The organism is Sphingobium sp. DN12, from assembly GCF_051058005.1.
Classification (GTDB): Bacteria; Pseudomonadota; Alphaproteobacteria; order Sphingomonadales; family Sphingomonadaceae; genus Sphingobium; species Sphingobium yanoikuyae.
The window spans coordinates 3,951,517-3,975,232 of sequence record NZ_CP173717.1; the positions used below are offsets into that span (position 1 = coordinate 3,951,517).

General features: G+C 64.9%; 30 protein-coding genes. 11 read left to right on the top strand and 19 right to left on the bottom strand.

The features are described 5' to 3' along the window. The first annotated feature begins 20 nt into the window (after nt 1-20). Nucleotides 21-755 carry a YggS family pyridoxal phosphate-dependent enzyme gene (locus ACI6S0_RS18725; RefSeq protein ID WP_434403917.1) on the top strand — a complete coding sequence of 245 codons (735 nt, stop codon included), beginning with the start codon at nt 21-23 and terminating at the stop codon, nt 753-755. Here the strand turns inward: ACI6S0_RS18725 and ACI6S0_RS18730 are convergent. Together ACI6S0_RS18730 and pdeM are read right to left on the bottom strand one after the other, a co-directional pair. Continuing rightward, on the bottom strand, nt 733-3,528 hold the full coding sequence (locus ACI6S0_RS18730) for a TonB-dependent receptor (protein ID WP_434405964.1): 2,796 nt from the start codon (nt 3,526-3,528) through the stop codon (nt 733-735). The genes ACI6S0_RS18725 and ACI6S0_RS18730 overlap by 23 nt on opposite strands. Before the next feature lie 190 nt (nt 3,529-3,718). Then, on the bottom strand, nt 3,719-4,378 hold the full coding sequence (gene pdeM, locus ACI6S0_RS18735; RefSeq protein WP_434403918.1) for a ligase-associated DNA damage response endonuclease PdeM: 660 nt from the start codon (nt 4,376-4,378) through the stop codon (nt 3,719-3,721). Between the two features lie 65 nt (nt 4,379-4,443). Here pdeM and ACI6S0_RS18740 point away from each other — a divergent pair, with 65 nt between their 5' ends. Then, a complete protein-coding gene (locus tag ACI6S0_RS18740; protein ID WP_434403919.1) occupies nt 4,444-5,268 on the top strand; it encodes a rhodanese-related sulfurtransferase in 825 nt (274 codons plus the stop codon). Here the strand turns inward: ACI6S0_RS18740 and ACI6S0_RS18745 are convergent. Genes ACI6S0_RS18745 through ACI6S0_RS18760 form a run of 4 tightly spaced genes read right to left on the bottom strand, consistent with a single transcriptional unit; the run spans nt 5,265 to nt 7,303 of the window. Beyond that, nucleotides 5,265-5,525: a hypothetical protein gene (locus tag ACI6S0_RS18745; protein ID WP_004209188.1), complete on the bottom strand. Its 261-nt coding sequence runs from the start codon at nt 5,523-5,525 to the stop codon at nt 5,265-5,267. The genes ACI6S0_RS18740 and ACI6S0_RS18745 overlap by 4 nt on opposite strands. A gap of 4 nt (nt 5,526-5,529) precedes the next feature. Beyond that, nucleotides 5,530-6,264 (bottom strand): M48 family metallopeptidase, encoded by a 735-nt coding sequence (locus tag ACI6S0_RS18750; RefSeq protein ID WP_434403922.1) that lies wholly within the window; start codon nt 6,262-6,264, stop codon nt 5,530-5,532. After that, nucleotides 6,221-6,646: a YcgN family cysteine cluster protein gene (locus ACI6S0_RS18755; RefSeq protein WP_010335778.1), complete on the bottom strand. Its 426-nt coding sequence runs from the start codon at nt 6,644-6,646 to the stop codon at nt 6,221-6,223. Before ACI6S0_RS18755 ends, ACI6S0_RS18750 begins: the two co-directional genes overlap by 44 nt. Nucleotides 6,647-6,649: 3 nt before the next feature. Continuing rightward, on the bottom strand, nt 6,650-7,303 hold the full coding sequence (locus tag ACI6S0_RS18760) for an SCO family protein (protein WP_099231183.1): 654 nt from the start codon (nt 7,301-7,303) through the stop codon (nt 6,650-6,652). A 44-nt stretch (nt 7,304-7,347) separates the two neighbouring features. Between ACI6S0_RS18760 and ACI6S0_RS18765 the strand changes: the two genes are divergently transcribed. Continuing rightward, complete coding sequence (locus ACI6S0_RS18765) at nt 7,348-7,986, top strand: ankyrin repeat domain-containing protein (RefSeq protein ID WP_004209192.1); 639 nt, start codon at nt 7,348-7,350, stop codon at nt 7,984-7,986. Between the two features lie 18 nt (nt 7,987-8,004). Here the strand turns inward: ACI6S0_RS18765 and ACI6S0_RS18770 are convergent, their stop codons facing one another. The 12 genes from ACI6S0_RS18770 to ACI6S0_RS18825 form a co-directional block, all read right to left on the bottom strand. Next, nucleotides 8,005-8,379 carry a hypothetical protein gene (locus tag ACI6S0_RS18770; RefSeq protein ID WP_434403925.1) on the bottom strand — a complete coding sequence of 125 codons (375 nt, stop codon included), beginning with the start codon at nt 8,377-8,379 and terminating at the stop codon, nt 8,005-8,007. Between the two features lie 20 nt (nt 8,380-8,399). Next, nucleotides 8,400-8,894 carry an MmcB family DNA repair protein gene (locus tag ACI6S0_RS18775; protein ID WP_434403926.1) on the bottom strand — a complete coding sequence of 165 codons (495 nt, stop codon included), beginning with the start codon at nt 8,892-8,894 and terminating at the stop codon, nt 8,400-8,402. A 103-nt stretch (nt 8,895-8,997) separates the two neighbouring features. Then, a complete protein-coding gene (locus ACI6S0_RS18780) occupies nt 8,998-9,669 on the bottom strand; it encodes a cell wall hydrolase (RefSeq protein ID WP_063975995.1) in 672 nt (223 codons plus the stop codon). 175 nt (nt 9,670-9,844) lie between these two features. After that, the gene (locus ACI6S0_RS18785; RefSeq protein WP_004209195.1) at nt 9,845-10,195 is read right to left on the bottom strand and encodes a DUF1491 family protein; all 351 of its coding nucleotides are present in this window, start codon (nt 10,193-10,195) and stop codon (nt 9,845-9,847) included. Continuing rightward, on the bottom strand, nt 10,188-10,685 hold the full coding sequence (locus ACI6S0_RS18790) for a PaaI family thioesterase (protein WP_434403928.1): 498 nt from the start codon (nt 10,683-10,685) through the stop codon (nt 10,188-10,190). Before ACI6S0_RS18790 ends, ACI6S0_RS18785 begins: the two co-directional genes overlap by 8 nt. Then, nucleotides 10,645-11,112 carry a PTS sugar transporter subunit IIA gene (locus ACI6S0_RS18795; RefSeq protein ID WP_010335784.1) on the bottom strand — a complete coding sequence of 156 codons (468 nt, stop codon included), beginning with the start codon at nt 11,110-11,112 and terminating at the stop codon, nt 10,645-10,647. The genes ACI6S0_RS18790 and ACI6S0_RS18795 overlap by 41 nt, the downstream gene beginning before the upstream one ends. A gap of 130 nt (nt 11,113-11,242) precedes the next feature. After that, nucleotides 11,243-11,839, bottom strand: a complete 597-nt coding sequence (gene hpf, locus ACI6S0_RS18800; protein WP_010335785.1) for a ribosome hibernation-promoting factor, HPF/YfiA family — start codon at nt 11,837-11,839, stop codon at nt 11,243-11,245. 71 nt (nt 11,840-11,910) lie between these two features. Then, nucleotides 11,911-12,612 (bottom strand): DNA polymerase III subunit epsilon, encoded by a 702-nt coding sequence (gene dnaQ / locus ACI6S0_RS18805; RefSeq protein WP_004209199.1) that lies wholly within the window; start codon nt 12,610-12,612, stop codon nt 11,911-11,913. 32 nt (nt 12,613-12,644) lie between these two features. After that, nucleotides 12,645-13,238 (bottom strand): dephospho-CoA kinase, encoded by a 594-nt coding sequence (coaE, locus tag ACI6S0_RS18810; RefSeq protein ID WP_434403929.1) that lies wholly within the window; start codon nt 13,236-13,238, stop codon nt 12,645-12,647. Nucleotides 13,239-13,249: 11 nt separating this feature from the next. Further along, nucleotides 13,250-14,074, bottom strand: coding sequence for a shikimate dehydrogenase (gene aroE, locus ACI6S0_RS18815; RefSeq protein ID WP_434403930.1), 825 nt, complete (start codon nt 14,072-14,074; stop codon nt 13,250-13,252). Beyond that, the gene (locus ACI6S0_RS18820) at nt 14,071-14,664 is read right to left on the bottom strand and encodes a Maf family protein (protein ID WP_004209202.1); all 594 of its coding nucleotides are present in this window, start codon (nt 14,662-14,664) and stop codon (nt 14,071-14,073) included. Before ACI6S0_RS18820 ends, aroE begins: the two co-directional genes overlap by 4 nt. Then, nucleotides 14,661-15,488, bottom strand: a complete 828-nt coding sequence (locus ACI6S0_RS18825; RefSeq protein WP_026108809.1) for a pyruvate, water dikinase regulatory protein — start codon at nt 15,486-15,488, stop codon at nt 14,661-14,663. Before ACI6S0_RS18825 ends, ACI6S0_RS18820 begins: the two co-directional genes overlap by 4 nt. Before the next feature lie 291 nt (nt 15,489-15,779). On the opposite strand from ACI6S0_RS18825, the gene hemE reads away from it, so the two are divergent. The 4 genes from hemE (at nt 15,780) to ACI6S0_RS18845 (ending at nt 18,310) form a co-directional block, all read left to right on the top strand. Further along, the gene (hemE, locus tag ACI6S0_RS18830; protein ID WP_434403931.1) at nt 15,780-16,841 is read left to right on the top strand and encodes a uroporphyrinogen decarboxylase; all 1,062 of its coding nucleotides are present in this window, start codon (nt 15,780-15,782) and stop codon (nt 16,839-16,841) included. Next, the gene (locus tag ACI6S0_RS18835; protein WP_010335790.1) at nt 16,841-17,281 is read left to right on the top strand and encodes a CopD family protein; all 441 of its coding nucleotides are present in this window, start codon (nt 16,841-16,843) and stop codon (nt 17,279-17,281) included. The genes hemE and ACI6S0_RS18835 overlap by 1 nt, the downstream gene beginning before the upstream one ends. A 118-nt stretch (nt 17,282-17,399) precedes the next feature. Continuing rightward, entirely contained in the window at nt 17,400-18,008 is a 609-nt protein-coding gene (locus tag ACI6S0_RS18840; protein ID WP_004209206.1) for a hypothetical protein, read from the top strand. Between the two features lie 173 nt (nt 18,009-18,181). Continuing rightward, nucleotides 18,182-18,310 (top strand): hypothetical protein, encoded by a 129-nt coding sequence (locus ACI6S0_RS18845; protein ID WP_434403932.1) that lies wholly within the window; start codon nt 18,182-18,184, stop codon nt 18,308-18,310. Nucleotides 18,311-18,325: 15 nt separating this feature from the next. Here the strand turns inward: ACI6S0_RS18845 and panC are convergent, their stop codons facing one another. Beyond that, on the bottom strand, nt 18,326-19,171 hold the full coding sequence (gene panC, locus ACI6S0_RS18850) for a pantoate--beta-alanine ligase (protein ID WP_037519253.1): 846 nt from the start codon (nt 19,169-19,171) through the stop codon (nt 18,326-18,328). Nucleotides 19,172-19,279: 108 nt separating this feature from the next. Between panC and ACI6S0_RS18855 the strand changes: the two genes are divergently transcribed. The 4 genes from ACI6S0_RS18855 to ACI6S0_RS18870 all read left to right on the top strand — a co-directional run bounded on the left by ACI6S0_RS18855 (nt 19,280) and on the right by ACI6S0_RS18870 (nt 23,670). After that, nucleotides 19,280-20,086 (top strand): division plane positioning ATPase MipZ, encoded by an 807-nt coding sequence (locus ACI6S0_RS18855; RefSeq protein ID WP_004209209.1) that lies wholly within the window; start codon nt 19,280-19,282, stop codon nt 20,084-20,086. Further along, on the top strand, nt 20,086-20,544 hold the full coding sequence (locus ACI6S0_RS18860; protein WP_434403933.1) for a J domain-containing protein: 459 nt from the start codon (nt 20,086-20,088) through the stop codon (nt 20,542-20,544). The genes ACI6S0_RS18855 and ACI6S0_RS18860 overlap by 1 nt, the downstream gene beginning before the upstream one ends. 19 nt (nt 20,545-20,563) lie before the next feature. After that, nucleotides 20,564-21,946 carry a phosphoglucomutase/phosphomannomutase PgmG gene (gene pgmG / locus ACI6S0_RS18865; protein ID WP_434403934.1) on the top strand — a complete coding sequence of 461 codons (1,383 nt, stop codon included), beginning with the start codon at nt 20,564-20,566 and terminating at the stop codon, nt 21,944-21,946. A 422-nt stretch (nt 21,947-22,368) separates the two neighbouring features. After that, nucleotides 22,369-23,670: an OmpP1/FadL family transporter gene (locus ACI6S0_RS18870; protein ID WP_004209213.1), complete on the top strand. Its 1,302-nt coding sequence runs from the start codon at nt 22,369-22,371 to the stop codon at nt 23,668-23,670. The last annotated feature ends 46 nt before the right edge of the window (nt 23,671-23,716 follow it).

The window sequence follows — 23,716 nt, forward strand, 5'->3', positions numbered from 1 at the left end:
CATCGCCTATAGCAGCCGCCATGACCACCGACATCCCCGAAGCTGCGGCCCGCCTCGCCACCCTGCGCGACCAGATCGACCGCGCCGCCCGCCTGACCCAGCGCAGCGCCGACGACATCAACCTGATCGCCGTGTCCAAGACCCAGCCGGCCGAAGCGATCCTTCCGCTGATCCACGCTGGCCAGCGCGTCTTCGGCGAAAACCGCGTCCAGGAAAGCCAGGACAAATGGCCGGCCCTGCGCGAACAATTCTCGGATCTGACCCTGCATCTGGTCGGCCAGTTGCAGTCGAACAAGGCGGCCGATGCCGTCGCCCTGTTCGACGTCATCCATTCGCTCGATCGCCTCTCGCTGCTGACCGCGCTCGCCAAGGCAATGGACGCCGCGGGCAAGCGCCTGCCCTGCTTCATCCAGGTGAATATCGGTGCCGAGGAACAGAAGGGCGGCTGTCCGATCGCCGATGTCCCGGCGCTGATCGCCGCCGCACGCGACGCCGACATCCCCTTGCTCGGCCTGATGTGCGTGCCCCCGGCCGATGTCGAGCCCGCCCCCTATTTCGCCCTGCTCGCAAAAATGGCGCGGGAAGAGGGCCTCCCGCGCCTGTCGATCGGCATGTCGGGCGATTTCGAAACCGCCCTGATGCTGGGCGCCACCGACATTCGCGTCGGCACCGCCCTGTTCGGCGAACGCGCCCCCGTCAGCCGCCCCGTTCCCCGGAGCGGCCTGGGGATGATCAGAAACGCCCCCGCAAGGTAATGCCATAGGTGCGGGGTTCGGCCAGATAGGCGGAGATCAGTTGGTTCGCCATCGGCGCCCCTTGCGCGAACTGCCCGGTGGTCGATGTCGCCGGGCTGCTCGACTGGAGCGGGCTGCTGAAGGCGACCTGGGTATAATCCTGGTTGAAGATATTCTGGCCCCAGAATTCGACCGCCCAGCGCTGATCCTTGCCCCGCAGGCCGACCCGCGCATTGAACACCGCAAAGCCGTCCTGCGCCTTTTCCGGGAACAGGTCGGACCCGGTATTATAATCGCTCATCATGCGGCCATCGATGTAGAAGAGCGCGGACAGGCCGTTCGACCCGATATCCGGCGTCCAGGCCATGCTCGCGGTCGTCACCAGTTGCGGCGCATTGCTGTTGATCGATCCCGGCAACAGGAACAGTGCCGGATCGAGCGGCACGCTGCCATCGCCGCTGCCGACCAGCCGCTTGGCGAATTTCGCCCGTGCGTAGGTCAGGCCGCCGGTCAGGCGGAAATGGCGCACCGGTGAAGCGGTCAGTTCCAGTTCCACGCCCTGGCTGATCAGGCCCGGCCCGACATCGCCGGAATCGCAGGTCCGCGCCGCCGACAGGGCGCTGTCACAGCCATTGATATTCTGCACGACGAAGCTGGTGCCGTTGAAGGTGTTCAGCTGGAAATTCTTGAACTCCTGGCGGAAGGCCGCGATGTTCGCGCTCCATTTCGGCTGGGTATATTTGAAGCCGATTTCAAAGGCATCGACCTTCTCTGCGGCAAAGCGCAGGCTCGTCACATCGGCATTGGTGCGCGGCGCATAAACCGCCGGCACCGTGTTCAGGCCGGTCGATCCCAGCTGGAAGCGGTCGAGGTTGAAGCCACCCGCCTTATAGCCCTTGGAATAGCTGCCATAGACCAGCATCTCGTCGATCGGCTTCCACGACAGCACCGCCGTGCCGCTGAACTCGCCGTCGCTGATCTTGTCGTTGAGGTCGAGCGCATTGAGCGTGGTCGAGCCATTGCCGAGGCAACCGAGCGTCAGGATGCCGCCCGCCAGCGCCGCCGCACTGCCCAGCGACGCATTGGTCGCCAGCGTCGGCAGCGAAGAGGCCTGCAACGCCGCGCAGGTCGCGTTGTTGTTATTGAAATCCGAAGAGAATTTCTTCGATTCATGGGTGTAGCGCAGGCCCAGGGTCAGATCGAGCCGCTTGGTGATGTGGATGATATTATGGGTGAAGAGCGCCCAATTCTCGCTCTTCTGGCGATAGATGGAGGCAACGTCACCAGTGCCTTCCGGGATCGCCGCCAGCGCGCGCAGGCCGTTGCCAAGGCCGGTGGAGATCGCCCCCGCCTGCGCCGCCGCGACGCCGGCCGGCAACCCGGCATTGATCAGCGCGGCGGTCAGGCCGGCGTTGAGGTTCGCCTGCGTGCCGCCGATCAGCGCCGACGTGGCAAGACCGCTGCCGCAGGCCGCCAGTTGTGCTGCGGTGAAGTTGCTGTTGACGCCCGCGCCCGCCATCAGGCGGCAGGCAGCAAAGCGGCCATAATCGGCGCCGAAGCGGATATTATCTTCCAGCGTCAGCTTCTCATTGGCGTAATAGCCGCCCACCAGCCAGTCGAGCGCCTCGTTGAAGGCCGAACCCTGCGCCCGCAATTCCTGGGTGAAGGTCTTGAACTGGCGATAGGTGTTGGGATCGCGATAGAGAAGGTCGGCGCCCGAATAGTCATAATCGCCATAGTCGCGGGATTTATAGTCGCGATAGGCGGTGATGCTGGTCAGTTTCGCGCCGCCCAGATCATAGTTGATCTCGCCCGACACGCCCCAATCCTTGAGCTTGCTGACATAGTCGCGCCCTTCGGTGATGGTCAGCTCGCGATCATAGGGATCGGCGGGGAAGACGCTGCCCTGCCCGGCCAGGATCGCGCCGATGCGGTTGAACGGCGCCGTGCTATAGCCGCCGCCGGTCGCCGGCCGCCGTTCGCGCGTCTCGACATAGGCCGCGCCGCAGCAGCTTTCGTCGCGATTGGTATAATCGCCGATCAGCCGGATCGACAGGGCATCATTGGGTTCGATCAGTGCCTGACCGCGCAGGAAATAGCGGTCGCGATCATTGGTGTCGCCGACCTTGTTGCCGCTGGTATCGACCAGATCGTAGAAACCGTCGCGCTTGGACCAGACACCGTCCAGGCTCAGCGCAATCCCCTTGGCGATCGGGCCGGTGATGCGCCCGGCCAGGCGCCAATAATCATAATTGCCGTAGGTCGCCTCAGCCATGCCACCCAGGGTGAATTCCGGCGCCTTGCTGACGATGTTGATCAGGCCGGCCGACGCATTGCGGCCGAACAACGTACCCTGCGGCCCGCGCAGCACCTCGACCCGCTCGATCTCGCCCAGATCATTGAGGCCCGCGCCGGTGCGCGAACGATAGACGCCGTCGATGAACACCGCGACCGAGCTTTCCAGGCCGGGATTGTCGCCGACCGTGCCGATGCCGCGAATACGGGCCGAACCATTGGCCTCCGTCCCGGTCGAAGAGACCAGCAGGGACGGCGCCAGCTGGTTGAGCGCGCGAATATCATTGGCGCCGCTATTCTGCATCGCCTGCTGGCCGACCGCCGACACCGCGATCGGCACGTCGGACAGCGGACTGGCGCGGCGGGTCGCGGTGACGATGATGTCGACGCTTTCGGTGTCCACCGCCGCCTGCGGCGCGGCATCCTGGGCATGGGCAAGCGGTATGGCGCCCACCAGCGCGACAGCACCGGCGGACAGCAGCCAAAGGCTCTTGTGCATCATGATGTGCATCCTCTCCTGGCCCGCCTGGCTTTTTGCCGGGTCGGGACTATGCGCGATTATGCTGCCACAGTCGGAATAACGCAATATATCGCGTGATTCCGGGCTTTTTCCGCAGTTGCGTGATGATGGCTGCATGGCCCTGTTGCCTAGCAGCAACAATTTAACGCCCGGTTTCCGTAGCGTTTGCTTACGTCAGCGGAAAGCGCAGCAATCGGTCGGAAACGGGTATCAACGCCATTGCACCCGGCCCGACGGCCTTTTGTATCTCGCCATGGCCTGCATCCAGCCCGCCCGTCAGCGCACCCAGCGCCGGCAGGATCAGCTTGGTCGGCGATCCGACGAAGCAGCGGCGCGATACATGCCGGCCGCGCAGCGACAGGCGCAGCTTGGGGTGGAAATGGCCCGATATCTCCGGTCGGGGGTCGGCCGGGTCTGCTTCATGTCGCAGCCAGACGCCGTCCACCTCCGCCTCTACCGCGCGGCGTCCGCCCGGCATCTGCGCCACGCCGACGTCATGATTGCCGGTTATCCACAGCCAGTCGAGCCGTTCGGTCAGCCCCTGCAATCGCGCCCGCGCCCGCGGGTCCAGCCGCGCCGCGCCATCGGCATCATGAAAACTGTCGCCCAGCGACCAGATCGCCCGCGCGCCGGTGCGCGCCACCAGCGCCTCGATCATGTCCAGCGTCGCCGCGCTGTCATGCGGCGGCAGGAACTGGCCGAAGCGCGCATACCAGCTCGCCTTCTCGAAATGCAGGTCGGCCACCAGCAGCGCGCCCTGCGCCGGCCAGAACAACGCCGCCTCCGGCAAAGCCAGGAAATCATGACCTGCGAACGAAAGGGGAACCATCGCCCGGCTATGCGCCCTCTTCGCCCGGCTTTCAAGTATGCGCGCCAGCGCCTATAGGGCTCCCCATGTTCACCGTCGCAGCCCTCTACCGTTTCGCCACCTTCGCCGACCCGCAGGCAACCGCCGCCGATCTGCGCGCACTGTGCGCCGATCTTGGCACCTGCGGCACGCTGATCCTGGCGCGCGAGGGCATCAACGGCACGGTCGCGGGCACGGCCGAGGCGATCGAGCGGCTGGTCGCCCATATCCGCGCCCTGCCCGGCTGCGCCGACGTCGATGTGAAATATGCGACCGCCGACAGCGCGCCCTTCGGCAAGATGAAGGTCAAGGTGAAGGCGGAGATCGTGACCCTGGGCGCAGGCGACCTCGATCCCGCCCATCAGGCCGGCGTGCATCTCGATCCCGCGGACTGGAATGCGCTGATCGCCGATCCCGACACCGTCATCATCGACACGCGCAACGCCTATGAGGTGGCGGTCGGCACGTTCGAGAATGCGATCGACCCGGCCACCCGCTCCTTCCGCGAATTTCCCGCCTGGTTCGACGATTTTGCCGCCAAGCTGCGCGACGAAGGCCGCAGCCCCAAGATCGCGATGTTCTGCACCGGCGGCATCCGCTGCGAAAAATCGACCGCGCTGGTCAAGGCGCGCGGCTTTGACGAGGTCTATCACCTCAAGGGCGGCATCCTGCGCTATCTGGAGGAAATGCCACAGGCGCAAAGCCGCTGGCAGGGCGACTGCTATGTCTTCGACGAGCGGGTTGCGGTCGGCCACGGCCTGAAACAGGGCCATTATGCCACCTGCAGCGCCTGTGGCCTGCCCTATCCGCGCGATACCGACCATGACTGCCCCGGCGGCGACGCCGACGGCGCCTGGCCGCATCGGGGCTAGTCCGCGCTTTCCACCAGTTCGACCATCTCGAACTGATAGGATGTCCAGCCGCGCATCCGTGCGCCATCGGGCGCGGCCGCGCGCTTCTTCTTCGCCTCGGCCAGCGAGCGGGTATGGCCCCAGAACACTTCGGTCTTGCCATTTTCCAGTATGGCGACGATCCGCCAATAATGGGTGAAAGGGTCGGCGGTCGGCCCGATCTTCTTCACATAGCCATCCGGCATGGTGGCGGTCAGATAGCGTTTCCGGCGCGCCATCGGTTCAGGCCTGATAGCGGTGCAGGCCCGCCCCATGCGCCTTCAGCCAGGCGCGCGCCGGGCGTGGATCCTCGCCATAGATGCGGGCATGGGCGGCGTGGAAGGCCGGGCTATGATCCATGTGCAGCAGATGCGCCAGTTCATGCGCCACGGTCGATCGCCGCACCCAGGCCGGCGCCAGGATCAGCCGCCAGCTATAGCGGATCGCCCCGCTCGACGTGCAACTGCCCCAGCGGCTGCGCGTGTCGCCAGTGCCGACCGAGGCAACGATCAGGCCATGATCCTGCGCCATCGCCAGCGTCTCCGCCTCCAGCACCGCCTTGGCCCGTGTCCGCAGCCAGCGCAGCACCCGCGCGCCGACCGATTCCGCCGCCCCGCCCAGGATCAGCCGGTCGCCCTCCAGCCGGATCGTGCGGGTCGCCCCTGCAATCCAGCAGATGCGCACCTCGCGCCCCTCCAGCGGGAAGGTCGCGCCGTCGCCCAGCAGCGTCACCGCCGGCGTCACCGCCATCTGCGCCCGGACCCAATCCTCATGCCCCTGCGCCCAGCCCAGCGCGCGCTTGAGGTTCGCCCGCGCCGGCAGCGACAGCCGCAATTCGCCGCGCAACCCGTCGATCGTCAGTTTGTAGGCGCGTGCGCGGGCCGACCGGCGCACCCGCACCGGCATGGCCACGCCATCGATCAGGATGGCCGCGTCACAGCTCTCGGTCGACAAGATGATGTTCCCAATCGCCCGCATCGGCCTCCGCCACGGTCCAGCCGCGCACGGATTCCTTCGCCCGATGCACCGCCTCGCGATCGCCGCAGACCAGATAATGCCATTCGGGCAGCGGCAGCCCCGCCTCGCGCAGCCGATAGGCACAGGTGCGCGGCAACCAGCTGATCTGCTTCACCTTGGCCGGCGTCAGCCGCACGCAATCGGGCACGAACCGCCGCCGGTCGGGATAGTTGGTGCATTGGCCGCTATGCCGGTCGAGCAGGCGACAGGCGACATTGGTCGGATAGATGCGGCCCGTGTCCTCATCTTCCGCCTTGTGCAGGCAGCATTTGCCGCAACCGTCGCACAGCGCTTCCCATTCGGCGCGGTTCAGCTTGTCGAGGGGCTTGTCCCAGAAGTCCAAATGTCACTTGACCCATTTTTCGAGGAAGGCGCGCACGATATCCGGAGCGCCCTCGTCCACGTCCGGCGTGCCCGGATCATCGACCGGCACCAGCGCGATCGGCTTGCCGTCCGGCCCGAACAGATAGGGCGTGCGGCTGTGGCTGACCAGATAGTCGCTCGCCCCTTCCGGCTTTTCCGCATTGTAGAGGACGACGAAGTCCTTGGCCACCTTCGCGATCTGTTCCGGCGTGCCGGTCAGGCCGACGAGGCGCGGGTGGAAGGCTGTGACATAGGGCTTCAGCACCGCCGGCGTGTCCCGCTTGGGATCGACGCTGATAAAGATCGGCTGCACCTTCGCGGCGCGGGCGGGCGCTGCCTTCTCGAAGGCACTGAACGCCTGCATGATCCGCTGCAGATCGACCGGGCAGACATCCGGGCAATAGGTGTAGCCGAAATAGACGATCCGATACTGGCCCTTATAATCGTCCCAATGCACGGTCTTGCCGTCCTGGTCGGTCAGGGTGAAGGGCGCACCGATGCGCGCACCGACCAGATTGCCCTGCTCGCTCTCGCCGCTTGATGCGTTGCCGCCAGCCCCCATATTGCATGCCGTCAGCAAGGCCAGAAGCGGCAGGGCGAGCGAGATCAGCGCTTTGTTCATGGTGTCGCCTGCCATGCCTTGCTATGGGCCGATTTGCAAATCGAACGGGGCGCGCGACGATGAAGATTGGGATGAAGAGCGGACTTTCCACCTGGCTGTTTCTGGCGCGGCCTGCCGCCATCACCCTGGCACTGATGGCCCCGGTTGCGGCCCAGGCCCAGTTTTCCAACAATTACAACTTCCTCAAGGCGGTGAAGGACGCCGACGGCGAAAAGGCGACCGACCTGCTGCAGAAGCCGGGTTCGACCGTCATCAACAGCCGTGACGTCACCACCGGTGAAACCGCGCTGCACATCGTCATCGGCCGCCGCGACACGACCTGGCTCAACTTCATGCTGTCGAAGGGCGCCAATCCGAACCTGGCCGACAATAATGGCACCACGCCGCTGCTGCTCGCCGTGCAGAACCGGTACGAGGAAGGCGTGCGCCTGCTGCTCGCCCGCGGTGCCCAGGTCGACAAGACCAATGGCAGCGGCGAGACCGCATTGATCCGCGCGGTGCAGCTGCGCGACATCGGCCTGGTCCGCCTGCTGGTGGCGCAGGGCGCCAATGCGGACAAGCGCGACACGATCGCCGGCATGTCCGCCCGCGACTATGCCGAACGCGACAGCCGCACGCCGGGTCTGGTCGAGGCCCTCGATTCCGCCAAGGCCAACGCCGCAGCGCCCAAGGGCCCGGTCCAGGGTCCGGTTTTCTGAAACATTGGGTGGCCGTGCTTAGCCCGCGGCCACTTCCTCGTCAGTCCACCAGCGGATATGCTTCGCTTCGCCACTGGCTTCGACAATCGCCTCTAGGGCATCAGCCAGCCTTTCCACCGGCTCCATGGTGCTGATGCGACGAAACCAACGTCTCACAAAGGGCCGTGAAGGTTCGATGAAACAAAGCACACCGTCAGGATATTCCAGATAGTGGCCGCATCCGATCCACAGTGAGAAGGCCTCATGCGCGATCGGAACGCACCAGCCCCAATCCTCCTGAACGATCGGCTGGGCTTGAAAGCCATAATGAGGCAGGCGTTCGGCCAGAACCTGGGCGATGGCCGCCCCATCGTCTGCATAAACTGCCGATCGAAATTCCAGATGCGAGCGCATCGACCACCCTTCTTCTGATATTACCAGCCCAATTCCGCCGCATAATCCGGGTCGGCCAGCGCCGACAGGCGGCGAGCGGCGCGGCGGGCAAAGCGCAGCGTCTCTGCCTTGCGCCGGGCGGCGGCCAGCGGCTCGAACGGCGCGGCCCGCACCAGTTCGGCATCATATTGGTCGGCGACGATCAGGCCGGTGCGGGCCGGCCACAGCGCCTCGCTGTCGAACAGGCCGGTGTCGAAGCCCGATGGCACCGCCCAGAAATAGCGGTCGCAATAGTCGAAATAATCCGGCCATTTCATGTCGCCCAGCAGGTCCGCCCGGCTGCACTTGATCTCCACGATGGTCAGGCGCCCGGCGCTGTCGATCGCCATGATGTCGGCCCGCCGGCCATTGGGCAGCGGCACTTCCAATATGCCGTTCATGTCATGGCGGTGGAACAGGCGCAGCGTGCCGCGCGCAACCGCCAGCGCGGTCCCGTCGGTCAGCGGTGAACAGCGATCGGCGTCTTGGATGGTCATGGCACCAGACTAGAACAGGAAGGGAACAAAAGAAAAGACCGATTCGGACATGGGGTCCGAACCGGCCTTCAAAAGGGCGTCACTGTCGCGCGGTGAGCGCGGATCAGCGATAGAAGACGTGATTGTCGATCGACGCCAGCTTGGTCTTGCCCCAGCCCGGCGACACGCGGCGGGCATGGAAGAACAGTGCGCCTTCGGCCTGGCTGTCCCAGCTGTCGTCGAGGGCGATCTGCGCGATCGCAACCGCCTCGCGCCAGGAATCGCTGGCGATGTTGATCGGCGGCATGCCGTGACCACGCACGAAGCTGAACTGGCTCGGCTGATAGACGACGCCGCACAGGCTGCTGGCGAAGCGGCCCGACTTGGCGCGGTTGATGATGACGCGGGCGACGGCCAGCTGGCCCTCCAGCGTTTCACCCTTGGATTCGAAATAGACCGCACCGGCCAGGCACTTCATGTCGCCTTCGACATCCTCGGGAGCGCCTTGCGCATCAACCAGGGCTGCCAGGGTCTCGGCCTTGGGCTCGATATCGGTCGAAAAATTGCTGCCAGCCTTGGAGCCGGAATCCAGCGACTGCGCGACTTCCTGCGGCGCAGCGAAAACGACGGCGGGCTTGGTGCCGGCCGTGGGTGCGCTAGTCAGCGCGGCGGTTTCCGGCAGGGAAACCGTGGACAGGGAGGCCTCGCTGGCGCTCGACATGTCCGACGCCGTAACAGCCGCAGCGGCCGACAGCGTAAATGCCGCGATGATCGCGGCCTTCAGACGAAAACTCATTATGGCTCAAAATCGTGCGGTTATTGGCCAGAAACGTCGATTGTAACCGATATTCTGTGACGTTCGGCCGCCCCCCGTCTGCGTGTTTACCGGCCCGCCCCCCATGGACGAATGCAGGCAACCTGCGCGTTCAGCGTCGGCCGCCATTGCCCGCGCGCGTGCAAGGAGTCAACGATCAGCAGATCGTTTCAGCGGCGAACCGTTCCGCATCCGCGATATCAAGCTCCACCAGCCACAGGTCGGGGTCCGATCTGCGCCGGCGTTCGGCATAGGCGGCGAACGCCTCCGGCCCCTCTTCCGCAGGGGGTCCACAGCGCATCAATGCATGGCCGCCGCGAAAGTTCGATACTCGTTCGAAAATTGCGGATTCCCGCCCCTTGTCCATCACCTGGACCAGGATGACGCCGCTCATTGCATCGCCCTTGGCCAGGATCATGGCAAAGCCGCCGGCGGCATTCACCCGCTTCACCAGCGCGCCGACCAGCATCGCGCTGGTCAGCCGCGCGGCCGGACTATCCTCAGCCATGATATCCCGGCAGCGATGACAGCGGAATTTGCGACCGCATGAAGGTGCCGGTGCCCCGGCCCACCTCTTCCCCGTCCGAATCGAGGATGCTTGCCTCGGCGACATAGACGCGGCGCTTGCCGCTGATCCAGCGCCCCTCGGCGCGCAGCTTTCCAGGGCCGATCGGCCGGGTGAAGAGCAGGTTGAAGGCGGTGGTCAACAGGAAGCGATCGCTGACCAGACTGTTGGCGGCATAGAAGGCCGCATCGTCCAGCATCTTGAAATAGACGGTGCCATGCACCGCACCGGCAGCATGGAAATGCCGCTCGTCGACCTCGAAATCGATCACCGATCGGCCGGGTTCCGGCACGCACAGGGTCGACAGGAACAGGTCGTTGATCGGCGCGCTGTTGTAGAGATGCTCCAGCGCGCGAAAATGCGCCGCCTCGCCACTGGCGAGCGCAGCGGCCTCAGGCGGCGTCACGCGCCTCACCACCGGCCAGCAGCGCATGCAGCGCCTCGGCCGACTTAGCACCGCGCAGGCGCGTCACCTGCGCCTCGTCACGCAGATAGCGGGATACACGCGCCAGCGTCTTCAAATGCTCGGCACCGCTGTCCTGCGGCGACAGCAGCGCGAACACGACATCGACCGGCGCATCATCGACCGCGTCGAACGGCGCCGGCGGATCGAGCAGCACGACCACGCCGCACATGCGGTCGAGGCCCGGCAGCTTGGCATGGGGAATGGCAACGCCGCCACCGAAGCCGGTGGAGCCCAGACGCTCGCGCTCCAGCAGCGCGTCGGCGGCCGCTTCGGCATCCACGCCATAGGATTGCGCCGCCAGAGCCGCGATCTTCTGGAACAGCATCTTCTTGCCGTTCACAGTCACCTCGGTGGCCAGCGCGTCCGGCGAGACAATATCGTTGAAATGCACCATTTTACTTCCGGGGGCAGCCGAGGCGCGCCCAGCCTGTCGAAAAAAATGCGCGTTGCTCGGAGAAACTAAAGCCCGGCCCCATAGGCCGCCTGCACCCGGAGGTCAACAGGCGGCCCGGCTTGGCAGGGGGTCAGCCGCGCGGCTCGACCCAGCCGATCGTGCCGTCCTGACGGCGATAGACCATATTATAGGCCGACGTGCCGGCATTGAGGAACAGCAGCGCATTGGTGTTGCGCAGGTCCAGCATCATCACCGCGTCGGACACGCTGGCCTCGGGAATGTCGACCCGCGTTTCGGCGACGATCAGGGGCGCATCGGCCGCTTCGGCCTCCTCGTCGGCGGCACCGGCGAAGATGGTATAGCCCGCGCCGTCGATATCATCGACGCTATAGCCATTGGCGCGCTGCGCCTCGGCAGCGGCGGCCTGGATGCTGCGGTCCTTCAGGCGGCGCATATAGCGGCGCAGCTGCTTCTCGATCCGGTCCGATGCCTGGTCGAAGGCGGGATGCGCCTCCTGCGCCTCGCCGGCGCCCTTCAGGATCAGGCCGGTCATCACATGGCAGACGATATCACAATGGAAGGCGCCATGCGGCGCCGGTCGGAAGGTCACCTGGGCGGAAATCGTGCGGGAGAAATATTTCTCGGCTATCGCTTCCAGCCGGTCGCTGACGTGCTGCTTGAGCGCCTCGCCCGTCTCGACCTGATGCCCGGAAACACGGATATCCATATGCCTTCTCCTTATTCTTGCCGGGACGCCGGATCAGCGGCCCGGTTGGCACGTGGCAAACGCCGGCAGGTTCAGGCCGGCGGCGCCTCCTCGAGCCAGAGCGGCTTATCCAGCTTCGCGACGAAAGCGGCATGCCTCTCCAGCTCCTCCGCGCTCGCCGTGAAGACGCGCGCGGGACGAACAGGGCGAACAACGGCGGTTTCCGTCAGTTCCACCCTGACGATCTCTTTCTCTTCCTCCTGTGCAAGACCCAGGCCGATCTGACGGCCGCCGGTCAATTCGACATAGAGCTGCGCCAGCAGTTCGGCGTCGAGCAGCGCGCCATGCTTGACGCGATGGCTGCGGTCGATGCCGTAACGGGTGCAGAGCGCGTCCAGGCTGTGCTTGGCGCCGGGATGCAGGGTGCGGGCGATCGCCACCGTGTCGATCATCCGGTCCATCGACACGGCGTCGCGCGCGCAGAGCTTCAATTCGTGATTGAGGAATCCGAAGTCGAAGCGCGCATTATGCGCGACCAGCGGGCTGTCCTCCAGGAAATCCATCAGTTCAGCCACGCCCTCGCGGAACAGCGGCTTGTCCGACAGGAACTGGCTCGACAGGCCATGCACCGCCTCGGCGGCGGAGGGCATGTCGCGCTGTGGATTATAATAGGCGTGGAAGGTGCGGCCGGTCGGCACGCGATTGATAAGCTCTATGCACCCGATTTCGACCAGCCGATCGCCGGATGCCGGATCAAATCCCGTCGTTTCGGTGTCGAAAATGATCTCGCGCATCGCCCTTTTGAACCGACTCTCTATGACTCTACTTATCTGCCTGTCCGGGCGCCAAGGCAAGCGACCAGACGCCTGACCTGTGCTCGGGTTGCGGCAAATGTCGTACCCGTGTTGATGATATAGTCTGCCCTTAGCCGCTTTTCAGCATCGGGCAGCTGCAAGTGCAGGATTCTACGAAATTTTGCCACCGTCATGCCCGGCCGGGCCAGCACCCGCCGCCGCTGTTTCCATGCGGGCGCACTGACGACGATGATCCCCGCCATGCGCCGGTAGCCACCCGTCTCGAACAGCAAGGGCACGTCCAGGATGACGAATTGGCGCGATCGATGGCGTTTGAGGAATCGCCGCCGCGACTCGCCCACGGCGGGATGGACGATCGCCTCCAGTGCCTTCAATTCGGCGGGATGGCCGAACACCGCCGCGCCCAGCTTCGCCCGGTTGACCCCCTGCGGCCCGGTGGTGCCGGGAAAGCGCGCCTCGATCGCCGGGATCAGCCGGCCGCCCGGCCCCTGCAGCCGATGCACCTCGGCATCGGCATCGAACACCGGCACGCCCTCGCGGCGAAACATCGCCGCAACCGCCGACTTGCCCATGCCGATCGAGCCGGTGAGGCCGTAAATCTTCACCCCGTCGCCGTTCAGTCCGCCGCCAGCAGCAGCGCGCGCAGTTCCGCGTCCAGTTCGCGCGGCGCTTCCGCATCGAAGAAGATATCGAACGCCAGCGCCGCCTGGCCGATCAGCATTTCCAGTCCGTCCAGCGTCTTGAGGCCCCGGTCGCGCGCCGCCTTCAGCAGACCGGTCTCCAGCGGCGCATAGACGATGTCATAGACGGTCGCGCTGCCCGGCAGCGGCGACAGGTCCAGATCCAGCGCCGGCTGGCCGACCATGCCCAGCGACGTGCTGTTGACCAGCAGGTCGGCGGCCGGCAGCGCATCGGTCATGCCGATCACCTTGCCCTTCACCCCGGCCCGGTCGAGCAGCGCCTGTCCCTTGGCCGGGTCGCGCGCCATGATCGTGATCTCCGGCACGCCCAGGCTGGTAAGCGCGAACAGGATCGCCCGCGCCGCGCCGCCCGCGCCGATCAGCACCGCATGGCGGCCCTTCCACTTGTCGCGCAGCAGCGGCTGCAGGAACCCGCCGGCATCGGTATTGGTGCCGATCAGCGGGCCTGCGGTCTCGCTGGCGATGGTGTTCATCGCACCGATCCGGTCGCGCACCCCGCCCGGATCGTCGGTATAGTCCATCACCGCGATCTTGTGGGGAATGGTGACATTGCAGCCCAGCCAGTCGGGATCGGCCCGGCGCTGCAGGAAATAGGCGGACAGCCCCTCGGGCGTCACATGGGTCTTCTTATATTCCGCCTCGATATCCAGCGCCTGCAGCCAGAAATTGTGGATAAGGGGCGACTTGCTGTGGTCGATCGGATCGCCGATCACCTCGGCATAGGGGAGCTTGTCGGTCATGACGCCAGAACGCCCCTTATGCGCAGGAAGTCAAGCAGCGGCAGCAGCGGCAGGCCCTGGATGCCGAACTGGCTGCCTTCCACCCTGGCGAACAGTTGCGCGCCCGGCCCCTCGATCCGGTAGCAGCCGACGCACCATTGGCATTCGTCCCAGTCGTCCTCCAGATAGGAATCGATGAATCCGTCGGACAGGGTCCGCACCGTCATCCGCACCCGCTCGACATGGCGCCAGATCGGTTCATTGTTGAGCACGATCACCGCCGCGCTGTGGAGATGATGGACCCGGCCCGACAGCAGGCGCAGGATGCGCGCAGCATCCGCCTTGTCGATCGCCTTGTCGATCATCGTCCCGTCGTCGAGAGTCAGGGTCTGGTCACAGCCCAGCACCAGCGCGCCCGGCACGCGGCGCGACACCTTGAGCGCCTTCAGCTCCGCCAGCGCATCGGCCAGCGCGCGACCGTCATGGCCATCGGCGCGCAATGCTTCCTTGGCGGCCTCTTCATCCACACCCGGCGACAGCGCCTCGAACGGCACGCCGGCCGCGCTCAGCATGGCGCGCCGGCTGGCGCTCTGCGAGGCTAGGACGATCATGCTTCATTTCCTTCCGCCAGTTCGCGGTCGTTGAACAGGTTGATGATGGCGGCGGCCGCTTCCTCGATCGACCGGCGGGTCATGTCGATCACCGGCCAGCCATTGTCGGCGAACATGCGCCGGGCAAAGGCCAGTTCCTCCTGCACCTTGTCGCTATCCACATAGGCGGTCTCCGGCGCCTGGTTGAGCGACAGCAACCGGTTGCGCCTGATCTGGATCAGCCGCTCGGGACTGATGGTGAGGCCCACCACCATCGGATGCTTCAGGCCATAAAGGCTGCGCGGCGGCGGCGATTCCGGCACCAGCGGGATATTGGCGGTCTTGTAACCGCGATTGGCAAGATAGATGGAGGTCGGCGTCTTCGACGCGCGTGACACGCCCGCCAGGACGATATCGGCCTCCTCCCAATTCTCATGCCCCACGCCATCATCATGGGCGATGGTGAACTGGATCGCCTCGATCCGCGCGAAATAGGCTTCGTCGAGGATATGCTTGCGGCCCGGCCGGGTCCGGGTTTCCTGCCCCAATATGTTGGACAGGGCATCGGCCACGCTGTCCAGCGCGGCGACATGGGGCAGGCCGAGCGCGCGGCAGCGCGTTTCCAGCCGCCGTCGCAGCACATGGTTGGTGAGCGTGAACAGCACCAGGCCGGGATGGGCGGATATCTCCTCCATGATCCGGTCGAGATGCACTTCGGATCGGACCATCGGCCAGAAATGGCGGATCGCCTCGACATTTTCGAACAGGCCGATCGCCGCCTTGGCGATATTCTCCAGCGTCTCGCCGGTGGAGTCCGAAAGCAGGTGAAGATGGATACGTGACACAGGCATATCTCTGTGAGTCCCCTGTGGATAAAGCAAGGGATAGAGTTGTGGATAACTTTGCAGCCCCATTTCGTCCCCAGAAAGCGGAATCTTATCCACAGCCTCTCAACAGGGCCGGAATCTTATCCACAGCCTGTGGGTAATGGGGATGATTCAGATGACTCGCCGCGGAATCGCGTGACTCCAGGAGTCAAGCTGTTGGCAAAAGCGGGGACAGCGCATAAACCCCCGAACCAACAGCCCAACAACCTCAACATTCCTTTTTAAATATCTTTATAAAGTAGAGAGTTCATGACGGGTCCCGACGCTCACGCCGGCGCAGTCAGCGCCAAGCCGCTCCTTTCCGTATTGCGCGGCGCGGTGCCGCCCGTCCCGCCGATGTGGCTCATGCGCCAGGCCGGCCGCTATCTGCCGGAATATCGCGCACTCCGGGCCGACAAGGGCGGCTTCCTCGAACTGGTCTATGACAGCGCCGCCGCGGCAGAGGTCACGCTCCAGCCGCTACGCCGCTTCGGCTTCGACGGCGCCATCCTCTTTTCCGACATATTGATCGTCCCCTATGCGATGGGACAGGATCTCTGGTTCGAGGCCGGGGAAGGCCCGCGTCTCGCCCCGATCCTGGCGGAGACCGACCTGTCGGCGCTGACACCCGATTTCAGCCGCTATGAGGCTGTGTATGAAACGGTGCGGCAGGTGAAGGCCGCGCTGGACCCGTCGGTGACCTTCCTGGGCTTTGCAGGCAGTCCCTGGACGATCGCCACCTATATGGTCGCGGGACAGGGCAGCAAGGACCAGGGCGCCGCGCGGCGCATGGCTTATCAACAGCCCGATCGCTTCGCCGCGCTGATCGACGCGATCGTCGATGCCACCGTCATCTATCTCTCCGGCCAGATCGAAGCCGGCGTGGAAGCGGTGCAATTGTTCGACAGCTGGGCCGGCAGCCTCGCCCCGCTCCAGTTCGAACGCTGGGTGATAGAGCCCAATGCCGCGATCGTCCGCAAATTGAAGGCGCTCCATCCCGACATTCCGGTGATCGGCTTTCCCAAGGGTGCCGGCGCGAAACTGCCGACCTATGCGATCGGCACCGGCGTCGATGCGGTGGGTGTGGATGAAACCGTCGACCCGCATTGGGCCAACCAGACGCTGCCCGCCGGGCTTCCGGTGCAGGGCAATCTCGATCCGCTGGCGCTGATTGCCGGCGGTCAGGCGGTGGAACAGGCTGTGGATAACTTGCGCGCCGCCTTTGCCGGCCGGCCTCATATCTTCAACCTGGGCCATGGCATATTGCCCGATACGCCGATCGCCCATGTCGAGGCGCTGATCGCCTATGTGCGCGGAACGGAGACACGCTGATGCCCTATCTCGGCGCTGCCTATCTGTGGGTGAAGGCCGCCCATGTCATCTTTGTCATCTTCCTGATGGCGGGGCTGTTCATGATGCCGCGTTTCTTCGTCTATCATCAGGAAACCGTGCCGGGCTCGGCGGAGGACCAGCGCTGGATCGAGCGTGAGACGCGCCTGCTCAAGATCATCCTCAACCCGTCGCTGATCCTCACCTGGGTCTTCGGCCTGATGCTGATGGTGGAAATCGGCGCCTGGCATTTCGGCTGGTTCCACCTGAAGCTGCTCTTCGTCCTGGCGCTGTCGGGCTATCATGGCTGGATCGCCAGCTATGCAAAGAAGCTCGCACGCGGTCAGCGCAGCCTGGCCGACAAGCAGTTGCGCATGCTGAACGAAGTGCCCGGCATCGCCGCGGCGGTGATCGTCATCATGGTGATCGTCCGCCCCTTCTGACGGTCGTAGCGTAAAGCGTCCGAAAAGATCGGGCGCTTTACTTGGCCTCTGGCGCAAGTCTTCGGACTATGCTTTGCCTCCGCCGGTCCGCATCCTGCGGACTTTCTGTGGGGGTATCATGATTCGTCTGTTTTTCTGCGCGGCCGCGTTGGCCGCGCCGATGGCGGCTGCGCAGCAGCCTGCCGTCACCATCGCGCCTGCCGTCGATGGCAATGTCCTGCGTGCCGGTGCCAAGGTGCCCGTTCGCACGCTGGTCGAACTCACCACCAAGAAGAAGGCGGTGAAGGTCGGCGATCGCGTCAATATCGAGACCGCCGAAGCCGTGATGGTCGGCAATAATGTGGTGATCCCTGCGGGCACGCCCGGCATCGCGGAAATCACCAGCGTGCGGAACAAGGGCATGTGGGGCAAGTCCGGCTTCATCGAGGGCCGCGTGCTCTATGTCCGGCTGGGGGGCCGGCAGGTGCGCTTGACCGGCACCTTCAATGACAAGGGCGTGACCGGCACCGCCGGCGTCGTCGGTGCGATCGCGCTGATCCCGGTCGCCGGCTTCTTCACCACCGGCACCAGCGCCAACATCCCGTCGGGCTCGATCATCCCCGCCTTCCTGGACGAGGATCTGGCCTTCTCGGTCGACAGCGCGGCGGCGACGCCGGCCCCGATCGCCGCGACCCCTGCCGCAACGCCGGCAGAAGGAACCGCCGCTCCGGCCGCTGGCGCGCTCTGATCTACAGGGGGGATCGGGGCCTTCGCCCCGGTCCCTCGGGCTGCTGTCCTACGCCGCCATGGCCATGCTATAGCCGGGATGTCGCCGATCGGGTGACAAGCGAATAGGATCGCCCCCGCGCAACATAATGTCAAAATGTGCGGGAAATGTGCGAAGTTAAGCGGAAGGCACCCATGAATGACCCGCGCATCTGGTTCGGCCCCAAGCGTATCGGCTGGGGCTATGGTCCCCGCACCTGGGAGGGCTGGGCGGTGATCGGCCTGTTCGTCCTCAGCTGTGTCCTGCTCAAGCGTCTGAGCTGAGGTAAGGCCGGGCCTTTAGACCAGATCGACCGCGATATTGTCGATCAGCCGGGTCTTGCCCAGCTTCGCTGCGCCCAGCAGCCGTGCCGGACGGTCGAGCGTCGCGATCGGCTCCAGGCTGTCTGCGTCGCACAGGGTCACATAGTCGATCGGGTCGAAACCATGGGTCGCCAGCGTGGCGATTGCCTTCGCCAGTGCTGCCTCGACCGGCTCGCCCTTCTCGATCTGGCGCTTCGCCTCACCCAGCGCGCGCGGCAGCGCCAGCGCATCCTTGCGCTCCTGTTCGCTGAGATAGGCGTTGCGCGACGACAGCGCCAAACCATCCTCGGCCCGCTGGGTCGGCATGCCGATGATCTCGATGTCCAGATTGGTGTCGGCAACCATGCGGCGGATCACGGCGAGCTGCTGATAATCCTTCTCGCCAAAGATCGCGACATCGGGCGCGACCTGGTTGAACAGCTTGGTGACGACCGTGGCGACGCCATCGAAATGGCCCGGCCGCGCCGCGCCATCCAGCCCTTCGCTGACCCCCGACACCCGGATATTGGTGGCATAGCCGGCCGGATACATGACTTCCACGCTTGGCGCCCACAATATGTCGACGCCGGCCGCCTGCAACAGCTGCGCGTCCTTCGCCTCGCGCCGGGGATAGGCGTCCAGATCCTCGTTCGGGCCGAACTGGCGCGGATTGACGAAGATCGACACCACGACATGGCGGCCATGGCGGCGGGCTTCCTCGACCAGCGCCATATGCCCGTCATGCAGCGCCCCCATGGTGGGGACCAGCGCCAGCGTCTTTCCGTCGGACTTCAGCGCGGCAACGGCAGCGCGCAGGGCGGGAAGGTCACGGAGAATTTGCACGGGACGAGGGGCTCCGATAAGGGCAGGGACACAGGGGCGTCCTGCTAGGCTTCGCGCCACGGGACCGTCAAGAATCTAGAGCGACAAACACGGGGTTATCAAGGTCCGATGGCGAACGCGCAAACGCACCTCATCGTCTTCGCCAATGAAAAGGGCGGAACCGGCAAGTCGACGACCGCCGTCCACACGGCGATCGCGCTGACCGCGCTCGGCCATAGCGTCGGCCTGATCGATCTCGACCCGCGCCAGCGCACCGTCACCCGCTATATGGAAAACCGCGCCGAAACCGCGCGTCGCCGCGGCATCGATCTGTCGGCACCCGACTTTGCGGTGTTCCAGGGCGACAATGTCGCCGCGCTCGACGAACAGGCGGCGGCGGTTGCCGAGGGCAAGGATTTCCTGATCGTCGACACGCCCGGCCGCGACGATGATTTCGCCCGGCACATGGCGGCCCGCGCCAACACGCTGGTCACGCCGATGAACGACAGTTTCGTCGATTTCGACCTGATCGGCCAGGTCGATGCCGAAACCTTCCGGGTGCGCCGCCTGTCCTTCTATTCCGAACTCATCTTCGAAGCGCGCAAGTCGCGCGCCAAGGCCGATGGCGTGTCGATCGACTGGGTCGTGCTGCGCAATCGCGTCCAGCATCATGACGCCCGCAACAAGAAGCGCGTCGGCGATGCGCTGATGGAATTGTCGCGCCGGGTCGGCTTCCGCGTCATTCCCGGATTGTCGGAACGCGTCATCTTCCGCGAACTCTTCCCTTCGGGCCTGACCCTGCTCGACAAGGGGCATCTGGGCGACCTGGGCATCAGCCATATCGCCGCGCGCCAGGAACTGCGCGAGATGGTGGCCGGATTGGCCTTGCCGACCGGCGATCATGCCGCGTCCGTGGACATGCTCGGCGCTGCCTGATGGGGCTGATCGCGCTGGTGCTGATCGGCCTGGCGGGCTGGCTCATCTGGACCGGGAGATTGCAGCGCATGTCGACCAAGGATGGCATGGCATTGGGGGCGGCGCTGGTCGGCGCGGTGCTGGCGGCCAAGGGCAAGCCGGCGCTCGGCGCGCCGATCCTGCTGGGCGCGGCCCTCTTCTTCGCGTCGCAGGGCAAGGCGAAGAAGGGCGCTAACCGCGCCAGGCGCAAGGCTGCGCCGCCGGTGCAGACTGACAGGGCCGACGTGGAAGGTGCGCGCGCCCTGCTCGGCCTTTCGGTGGATGCCCGCGCGACCGATATCCGTGCCGCACATCGCCGCCTGATCGCCTCGGTCCATCCCGACAAGGGTGGAACCGAAGCGCTTGCTGCCCAGATTAATGCCGCGCGCGACCTGTTGCTCGCTGACCTTGCCGAGCGGGATCGTCCGTCCGCCGGCTGATTGCCCCAGAAAGGACTATATGGCCCACCGCTTCCACCCGACCCTGCTGCGCGAATATGATATGCGCGGCGTTGTCGGCCCGATGCTCGGGGAAGCGGACGGCTATGCGCTGGGGCGCAGCTTCGCGACCTGGGTGCGGCGTGCCGGCGGATCAGCGGTTGCGGTCGGCTATGACGGGCGGCTGAGTTCGCCCATGCTGGAGGGCGCGCTGGTGCGCGGCCTCACCGACAGCGGCGTCGATGTGCTGCGCGTTGGCCTGGGGCCCACGCCCATGCTCTATTATGCCGAGGCCGAACTGGAGGTGGCGGGCGCCATCCAGGTGACCGGCAGCCATAATCCCGCAGATCAGAATGGTTTCAAGCTGGTCCTGGATCATGCGCCCTTTCATGGCGAGGCGATCCAGCAGCTCGGCGCGATGGCGGCGGCCGGCGACTGGCTGGCGGGCGAAGGCCGGGTGCGCGATGTCGATATCATGCCGGCCTATGTCGAACGGCTGGTGCGCGATTTTGACGGCGCCGCCTGGCGGATCGGCTGGGACGCGGGAAACGGCGCCGCAGGACCGGTCGTGGAGAAGCTGGTGCAACTCCTGCCGGGTGAGCATCATCTGCTCTTCACCGATGTAGACGGCAATTTTCCCAACCATCATCCTGATCCTACCGAAGAAGCGAATCTGGCCGATCTTCGTTCCCTTGTCCTCTCCAGGAAGCTCGATTTCGGCGTGGCTTTCGATGGCGATGGCGACCGGATCGGCGTGGTCGACGGCCTCGGCCGGATTATCTGGGGGGACCAGTTGCTCGGCCTGTTCGCGCAGGTCGTGCTGAAGGATCGGCCCGGCGCCCCGATCGTCGCGGATATGAAGGCCAGCCAGGCCCTGTTCGACGAGATTGCGCGGCTGGGCGGTGAGCCGGTGCTGTGGAAGACCGGGCACAGCCATATCAAGTCCAAAATGAAGCAGATTGGCAGTCCGCTGGGTGGCGAGATGACCGGCCACATCATGTTTGCCGACGATTTTTACGGTTTCGATGATGGACTCTATGCCGCCGTTCGCCTGATCCGCGCGGCTGCCCGGTTGCGCCGCACCGTCACCGACCTGCGCGGCGACATGGCCGAAATGGTCAACACGCCGGAAATCCGCATCGCCGTGCCGGAAGACCGCAAGTTCGCGATCATCGAAGACCTGCGCGACCGCTTGGTTGCATCCGGCGCAATCGTGGAATCGATCGATGGCGCTCGCGTCCGCACCATCGATGGCTGGTGGCTGCTGCGCGCGTCCAACACCCAGAATGCACTGACCGCGCGGGCGGAGGCGTCGGACGCCGCGGGATTGGCGCGCCTGTTGGCCGAAATCGAATCCCATTTGCGTGATTCGGGCGTCGATCAGCGATTGCAAGCGGCGAAATAGCTTATCGCAACGCGCAAAATTGATATCGCTATCATTATTTCATGCGGAATTTCCCTTAGGGAAACATGGATTTATGACACCGGTTGCATGAAACGCAATCGCGCCATCATGTTTCGCATTTGCGACGAACGCCGCCTGGCCGCAAAAGGAACTCGCCTTTCAGGCATCCTCTCCTAAAACTTCATAGCCGTCCCTCGGGGCGGCTTTTTTTTTGACCTGTGACGTTGGCGCAACAGGGCGGCACTTGCCGTAGCGTCCAGCCGGCCGAAATCCGGGCAATTGAGCGAAAAATCGCGGAAATCCGTCATTGGCGCCTGTAGAAATCGTCGGGATAGCTGTTATGCGCATGGTTCCATAAGTCGCATGAGGCGTTTAAGCGCCCGCACCAAATGGCCAAATGAGTTTTTAGCAGAGGAAACGCCATGTCCCTTCGCCGTCGCATTCTTCCCACCATCCTGCTGACCGGCGCGATTGTCGCACCGATGCCGGCGCTGGCCGGTGGCTTCTATCTTCAGGAACAGTCGCCGGTGGAAACCGGCCGCGCCATGGCTGGCGGCGCCGCTGCAGGTGACGATCCCTCGACCATCTATTTCAACCCTGCCGCCATGACCCAGCTGTCGGGCGTCCAGGTTTCGGCCGGCGTCAACGCCCTGATGGCTTCCGCCCACCAGACCAACCGTGGCAGCTATCGCTCGGTCCCCGGTTCGACCGCCCGCGTGCCGGTGACCGGCAATGACGGTGGCCAGCCGTTCGAAAGCGTCATCCCGGTCCCCAATTTCTACGCCTCGGCGCAGGTCACCGACCGGCTGTGGCTGGGCCTCGGCGTCAATGCGCCCTTCGGCCTGAAGCTGGAATATGATGACGGTTTCTTCGGTCGCTATGACTCGATCTACACCGACCTCAAGACCTACAACATCCAGCCGTCGGCCGCGTTCAAGCTGAACGACAATTTCTCGATCGGCGGCGGCGTCGACGTGCAATATGTGAAGGCGAACCTGACCAACGCGCTGCCGCAGGTGTCGCCGCTGGTTACCACCGACGGCTTCACCAAGCTGAAGGGCGACGACTGGACCGTCGGCTGGAACGCCGGCCTGTTCTACACCAACGGCACCACCAATGTCGGCGTCCACTATCGGTCGGGCATCAACCACAAGCTCAAGGGCACCCAGACCATTTCCGGCCTGGTGACGCCGCTCAGCGCCGCCAATGGCGAGTTCGATGCCTCGGCACCGCTGGACCTGCCCGATATCGTCACCGTGTCCTTCATGCACAAGCTGACGCCGAACCTGCGCGCGATGATCACCGGCAAATGGTATGGCTGGTCCAGCTTCAAGGGGATCGAGGTCACCTCGGCCACCGGCACCACCAACAAGGAACTGGATTACAAGGACAGCTACAGCGTCAGCCTGGGCGGCGAATATGATTTCAGCCCCGCCTTCACGCTGCGCGCCGGCACCATGTTCGACCGTTCGCCGACCAATCCGCAGCATCTGACTACCCGCGTGCCCGATGGCGACCGCGTGTGGCTGACGGGCGGCGCGACCTGGAATATCTCGCCGGCCTTCGCGCTGAACGTCGCCTACGCCCATACCTGGGTGGAAAAGGCGAACATCATTCGCCCGGACAGCTATTTCCCGTCGCCGGCCACCGTCACCGCCACGACCCTGGCACAGACCAGCGGCAATGCGGACCAGGTTGCCGCATCGCTGACCGCGCGCTTCTAAAAGGCCGCGTTAATGCTTATAGGGGGCTCCAGAGATCTGGAGCCCC

Coding starts and splice junctions, on each gene's coding strand:
- ACI6S0_RS18760 (WP_099231183.1), bottom strand. CDS start 7,303: ATGGCAGGCGACACCATGAACAAAGCGCTGATCTCGCTCGCCCTGCCG.
- dnaQ (WP_004209199.1), bottom strand. CDS start 12,612: ATGCGCGAGATCATTTTCGACACCGAAACGACGGGATTTGATCCGGCA.
- pgmG (WP_434403934.1), top strand. CDS start 20,564: ATGGCCCACCGCTTCCACCCGACCCTGCTGCGCGAATATGATATGCGC.
- ACI6S0_RS18855 (WP_004209209.1), top strand. CDS start 19,280: ATGGCGAACGCGCAAACGCACCTCATCGTCTTCGCCAATGAAAAGGGC.
- ACI6S0_RS18860 (WP_434403933.1), top strand. CDS start 20,086: ATGGGGCTGATCGCGCTGGTGCTGATCGGCCTGGCGGGCTGGCTCATC.
- ACI6S0_RS18770 (WP_434403925.1), bottom strand. CDS start 8,379: ATGCGCTCGCATCTGGAATTTCGATCGGCAGTTTATGCAGACGATGGG.
- ACI6S0_RS18795 (WP_010335784.1), bottom strand. CDS start 11,112: ATGGTGCATTTCAACGATATTGTCTCGCCGGACGCGCTGGCCACCGAG.
- ACI6S0_RS18740 (WP_434403919.1), top strand. CDS start 4,444: ATGTTCACCGTCGCAGCCCTCTACCGTTTCGCCACCTTCGCCGACCCG.
- ACI6S0_RS18845 (WP_434403932.1), top strand. CDS start 18,182: ATGAATGACCCGCGCATCTGGTTCGGCCCCAAGCGTATCGGCTGGGGC.
- ACI6S0_RS18745 (WP_004209188.1), bottom strand. CDS start 5,525: ATGGCGCGCCGGAAACGCTATCTGACCGCCACCATGCCGGATGGCTAT.
- ACI6S0_RS18790 (WP_434403928.1), bottom strand. CDS start 10,685: ATGCGCTGCTGGCCGGTGGTGAGGCGCGTGACGCCGCCTGAGGCCGCT.
- ACI6S0_RS18730 (WP_434405964.1), bottom strand. CDS start 3,528: ATGCACAAGAGCCTTTGGCTGCTGTCCGCCGGTGCTGTCGCGCTGGTG.
- ACI6S0_RS18835 (WP_010335790.1), top strand. CDS start 16,841: ATGCCCTATCTCGGCGCTGCCTATCTGTGGGTGAAGGCCGCCCATGTC.
- ACI6S0_RS18840 (WP_004209206.1), top strand. CDS start 17,400: ATGATTCGTCTGTTTTTCTGCGCGGCCGCGTTGGCCGCGCCGATGGCG.
- ACI6S0_RS18820 (WP_004209202.1), bottom strand. CDS start 14,664: ATGATCGTCCTAGCCTCGCAGAGCGCCAGCCGGCGCGCCATGCTGAGC.
- ACI6S0_RS18725 (WP_434403917.1), top strand. CDS start 21: ATGACCACCGACATCCCCGAAGCTGCGGCCCGCCTCGCCACCCTGCGC.
- ACI6S0_RS18775 (WP_434403926.1), bottom strand. CDS start 8,894: ATGACCATCCAAGACGCCGATCGCTGTTCACCGCTGACCGACGGGACC.
- ACI6S0_RS18780 (WP_063975995.1), bottom strand. CDS start 9,669: ATGAGTTTTCGTCTGAAGGCCGCGATCATCGCGGCATTTACGCTGTCG.
- aroE (WP_434403930.1), bottom strand. CDS start 14,074: ATGACCGACAAGCTCCCCTATGCCGAGGTGATCGGCGATCCGATCGAC.
- ACI6S0_RS18750 (WP_434403922.1), bottom strand. CDS start 6,264: ATGCGGGCGATTGGGAACATCATCTTGTCGACCGAGAGCTGTGACGCG.
- ACI6S0_RS18870 (WP_004209213.1), top strand. CDS start 22,369: ATGTCCCTTCGCCGTCGCATTCTTCCCACCATCCTGCTGACCGGCGCG.
- hpf (WP_010335785.1), bottom strand. CDS start 11,839: ATGGATATCCGTGTTTCCGGGCATCAGGTCGAGACGGGCGAGGCGCTC.
- pdeM (WP_434403918.1), bottom strand. CDS start 4,378: ATGGTTCCCCTTTCGTTCGCAGGTCATGATTTCCTGGCTTTGCCGGAG.
- hemE (WP_434403931.1), top strand. CDS start 15,780: ATGACGGGTCCCGACGCTCACGCCGGCGCAGTCAGCGCCAAGCCGCTC.
- ACI6S0_RS18785 (WP_004209195.1), bottom strand. CDS start 10,195: ATGGCTGAGGATAGTCCGGCCGCGCGGCTGACCAGCGCGATGCTGGTC.
- ACI6S0_RS18765 (WP_004209192.1), top strand. CDS start 7,348: ATGAAGATTGGGATGAAGAGCGGACTTTCCACCTGGCTGTTTCTGGCG.